The organism is Paraburkholderia guartelaensis (genome assembly GCF_004353905.1).
GTDB lineage: Bacteria > Pseudomonadota > Gammaproteobacteria > Burkholderiales > Burkholderiaceae > Paraburkholderia > Paraburkholderia guartelaensis.
In genome coordinates this window covers 1-4,500 of record NZ_SMOD01000109.1, presented here as the reverse complement: position 1 = coordinate 4,500, position 4,500 = coordinate 1, and the positions used below count along the sequence as shown (strand labels likewise).

At 57.9% G+C, this 4,500-nt stretch carries 5 protein-coding genes; 2 read left to right on the top strand and 3 right to left on the bottom strand.

Annotation, left to right across the window (positions count from 1 at the left end; genetic code table 11):
• Together E1N52_RS43005 and E1N52_RS43000 are read right to left on the bottom strand one after the other, a co-directional pair.
• Positions 1-918 (bottom strand): IS5 family transposase (locus tag E1N52_RS43005; protein WP_133191145.1); only part of this gene is annotated, 918 nt, incomplete at its 3' end.
• A 496-nt stretch (positions 919-1,414) separates the two neighbouring features.
• Positions 1,415-1,915, bottom strand: coding sequence for an Lrp/AsnC family transcriptional regulator (locus E1N52_RS43000; RefSeq protein WP_246089473.1), 501 nt, complete (start codon positions 1,913-1,915; stop codon positions 1,415-1,417).
• A 571-nt stretch (positions 1,916-2,486) separates the two neighbouring features.
• Between E1N52_RS43000 and E1N52_RS42995 the strand changes: the two genes are divergently transcribed.
• Positions 2,487-2,864: a HesB/IscA family protein gene (locus tag E1N52_RS42995; protein WP_133191141.1), complete on the top strand. Its 378-nt coding sequence runs from the start codon at positions 2,487-2,489 to the stop codon at positions 2,862-2,864.
• A gap of 269 nt (positions 2,865-3,133) precedes the next feature.
• Here E1N52_RS42995 and E1N52_RS42990 read toward each other — a convergent pair whose 3' ends face one another.
• Positions 3,134-3,358 (bottom strand): ATP-binding protein, encoded by a 225-nt coding sequence (locus E1N52_RS42990; protein WP_133191139.1) that lies wholly within the window; start codon positions 3,356-3,358, stop codon positions 3,134-3,136.
• A 392-nt stretch (positions 3,359-3,750) separates the two neighbouring features.
• Here E1N52_RS42990 and E1N52_RS42985 point away from each other — a divergent pair.
• Positions 3,751-4,500, top strand: a 750-nt coding sequence (locus E1N52_RS42985; protein WP_133191137.1) for a transposase, incomplete at its 3' end; no start/stop codon positions are given.

Genomic DNA, 4,500 nt, shown 5'->3' with positions numbered 1-4,500 from the left:
GCGATTGAGTACACCCGCACGGATCGACACCTCGGTGGCTTGCGAGCCAGTCGCGCGCGCCCACATACTGGAGCCCGTGAGTACCTTGAGCCGGTACACCAAGGTCTCGGCGAGCGATCGCCGGTGGTAGCCGGTCGCCTGCTTCCATTCGCGCCTGCTGCTTCCTTCGATAGCAGCAATAGCTGCATTGCGCCAGGCGGCGCCAGGCGTGCGATCTGGCCACGGCTTCGCTCCCTCGCGCGGCGGAATCGACGGGCTCGCGCCACGCGCGGCGATCCGCGCGTGGCAAGGCCTGGTGCCGTAAGCGCCATCGCCGCCGATGGTATCGATCATCACGTCAGCCGGAATCTGGTCGAGCAGATCGGGCAACACTTCGCCATCGGCTTCGTCCTGATGGGTCATCAGCGCGGCGCAGATCTGGCCGGTGTTCGCGTCCATCGCAAGGTGGACCTTGCGCCACGTCCGGCGCTTGGACCAGCCGTGCTTGCGCACTTTCCATTCGCCTACGCCGTAGACCTTCATCCCGGTCCTGTCGATCACGAGGTGCATGGGCTCATGGGGACATTGCGCCGTCAGCGCGACCTTGAGGGTCTGCGCGCGACGGCTCAACTGCGTGTAGTTAGGCACCGGCAAGCCCGGGTAGGCGAGTTTGCGCATTCTGTGCGCGAAGCCCTGCACAGCGCGCAGAGGCAGATGAAAAACCTGCTTGAGGCCAAGCAGCATCTGGATCGCTGCACCGCTGTAGACACGCGGTCGGCCGCGCCTGGTCGAGCCAGCCTCGGAAACCTGCGTCAGTACGCCTTCATCAATCCACATGGTTACATCGCCTCTTGCGATCAAGCCGGCGTTGTAATCCCGCCAGTTCCTGACGCGGTAGACCCCTTTGGGCCCGCTTGCCTTGCGTTCGTCCTTGCGCATCTTGCCGGCGAAAAAAGCAAGAATCTACGCAGTTCGAAGCGGAGTTAACATCCTGGTCAACCCGAGCGTTGCGCGTAAACGTCAATCCGCCGCGAAGCTCTCCGATTAGTGCAACAACGCCCCTGTCTTACCTAAACCTGGAAGATGTTTCTAGCATGCATCGCAATTCCCGATCACCGTAATAGGGAGGCCGGTGTCACGTTGCCTCTGTCTGAATTGTCTGGATTGTGACAGCGCAGCGCGTTGCGCGAAGTGCATCCAGTCGGCTTCGGTTGCCGGCGAAACTTTACTGAACATGAGTCGGGACGTTGCTGGCGCAACTCAGTCTGCTCGCACCACTACGAACGGACTTTGCCGACGGGCGGGTCAAGAGTTTATCCGTCACGAGTTTGGTCTGCGGAAGCCAGCGGGGCGATTCGAAACGTGTCGTTTGGTTACGACCAGCACCTGTGTGATGTTTGACACAGGTCAAGCCTACATTCTCAAGCGTTTGCGGTTACAGCGGTATCGCCTGCGTCGATAAGACTTCCTTTAACACCTTGAAGCTACGCAGTTCCCTTACTCCCGGCAGGTGCAACAATTGTGCAGCATGTAACCGGTTGAAGCTTTCGTTGCCGCGTGCTCGAACGAGCAAGATATAGTCAAACTGCCCGCTCACAGCGTAGCACGTTACGCAGCCCGACACCTTCTGTGCCGCTTTCTCGAATGCGGCAAACGCCTCGGGCGTCGAGCCGTCGAGCACGATCCCGATTACGGCGAACATGCCCGCGCCGATGGCCTTCGCGTCGAGCAGTGCGACGACTCTTCGTATCAGTCCCGTCTCCTTGAGCCGTTTCACGCGCCGCAGGCAGGCAGGTGCACTGCGTTTCACTTTCGCTGCAAGGCTGACAATCGATAGCGAGGCGTCTTGCTGCAAGTGTCTGAGGATCGCGCGGTCTACGGAATCCAAGGCGGCTATGCCCTTCTGGGCGGCGACTGGATGCGCTATCAATTTCATTGCACTCATTTCCCATCTGACAAATGAGAGGAATTCGAAAAATGTATCGTTGTTTCATGCGTTATCCGTGCAACTCGCTTTCCCCGAGTGAGAGTCGCTTGCGCTAACCATTCTATATCAGCTAACTTCGCGCCGTTATTCCGCCTGCGTTTCCTGAGCGTGGCGCTAGTTTCTCAGTGTATAGGGAAAACTTGGTTTAACGTCGAATGTAGACGTCCAAGATCGCAAACTTCAACTGATTAAAGAGAACGTCTATCGACTCGCGACGAAGTCGCAAGTCGCGCGCCGCGGATCTCGCTTAGTTGTTTTCTATGGCGCAAGGAGATCTCCACTATGCCCTTCCGCGCATCGCTTCACTCTTGATGAAGACGTCTGGGGGGCGAGCTCAACAGCGTGAATAATTTGGCTTGTCGCTTACACAGCCTCTGGGTGCACACTCGCCTCAACGAGCTGATTCCGTACCCGAGCAATAGTATTGCGAGCGAGCGTTGTGGCGCGGTACTTGCTTTCCTTCGTTGTGCAGATTCACATTTGTCAAGTATCGTTCTCTGTTAATTTTCAAGGAAAATCTATGATTTCCCAACGATCAAGCATATCGACAGCACCCGCGTGTGAATTTTTTACGTTCACGGCCCGAGCAGCAAATGAAGCCGCCGAGCTTGTCGCGCAGAGCCACGAAGCGCCCCTTTATATTCGACTGCGTGCCGAATTTCGTGCGGGAGGACAGCTAGAATATTCTATTGTCCTGGTTGACTCCGTAAGCGATTTCGACACGAAGGTGTTTACACAGGGCCTCACTGTGTTCGTGGACGAGACTAGCCTACGTTATTTTATCGGCACCCGGATCGACTATGAGGAAGATACCCCGCTTCCGCGCTTCGTGATTGAAATTCCGAGCGCATCAACATCTTGCGGCCGCAGTGAATCATTTTCCTCATGTCCGCGCTGACATCGCAGCATGCCGATATTTATACCGCTTGCACGTGGTCTCGATGCAGACCAAAGATGGTGAATCGGCGACGCGCGGACCACCTCTGAATGCAATGAGATTCGTGCAAGCCTCGCTTGGTCTGCGCGCTGGTATCAACAGTACCGGAATGAACGCTCTTACGGGTTCATTCAGTCACCTAACACCCGTTGCCAGCCATATGTGAGTACCGCTGGGCGAGCAATCACGCTGGCATCAACCTGCGGAGCACGAGTCGCAACTGCGCTGGATCAACGCATACCGGGCTTGCGATAAACTGGCGAGCCGTCGCAGTCGAACCCACCCAGATCGCGATTCACCGGGAACTTCGCCAACCACATCTGGTGGTTGACCACGCGCACGGCCCGATCGACGCTCTCAGCGGCAAGCAACTGCTCAAGCGACCGCCGCCCCGTTGACTGTTCAAGCTCGCCCTGTTCGAGCAGTTTACTCGAAGCAGCGGCTATGCCTTGCATACGTAGCTCCTAGGTTCTGATCACATCACGCATGGCCAGCGGCTCGCCGTCCATCACCCAGTGATGGGCTTCCAGTCTTCTCGCCAAGTTCAAATGCCATGTGCACGCGGCCACCTAGCGTCGTATTCTCCCTCGGAGGGATGTGTCAGACGCGTCCATTTGCGTGCTCCTCGGAGAAGATGAGTGTGCGAATCCCGCTTTACACCAGTCGGGTTTACTGCCGCTGCCTTCTCTAATTGCATCAAGGTAATTGCCTCTTTTGAAATCCGAGTGGGCGGTTTGGCGGGTCAAGATCCTATGAGCCCGGCGCAGCGAACCCTTGAGGCGCTTTGAATCGACAAGCTGGCGCATGGCTGGTTGCGGCAGAATGCTGCAATCAGACATGCGGGACGATGCGAGTGACGAATCAACTCTTTGAAGCCGCCTTGGGAATCAAGGCACCGTGGTACGTGCAGGGTGTCGACTTTGATACGGCCAAACGACAACTCACGATTGCCGTGGACTTTGTCGCTGGCAGCCGCTTCGCTTACCCCGGGGTTGCCGGTGAGCACCCAGTGCATGACACGCAAATCAAGCGGTTGCGCCACCTGAATTTCTTCCAGCACGAGTGCTATCTGGAAGTGCGGGTGCCGCGCGTGCGCTTGCCAGACGGCTCGGTACGGCTCGCGCAGCCGAATCGGGTTGGCCAACTCGACGGCTTCACGTTGCTGTTCGAAGCGCTGGTGCTGGCGCAGCAGATGCCGTTTGCCGCTGTGGCGCGCATCGTCAATCTGTCGTGGCACCGGGTGCATGCCATCTGTTCGCGCTATGTGGAACTCGCGCTCGCGTCGGCGAACCTGTCGGACGTGAGCACGGTAGCTATTGACGAGACCTCGTACCGGCGCGGCCACGAGTATCTGACGCTGGTCGCCGATATGCAGGCGCGCCGCGTCGTGTTCGTCACGCCCGGCCGCGACGCGAAGCCGATTGAGAGCTTTGCGGCGTACCTTAGCCAGCACAACGGCACGCCCGAGCAAGTCACCTCCGCAAGCATCGACATGTCGCCCGCGTTCATTAAGGGCGTGAGCGAACATCTGCCCAATGCGCGAGTGACATTCGACAAGTTTCACGTCGTCGCCCATGCGTCCAAGGCGCTTGATATG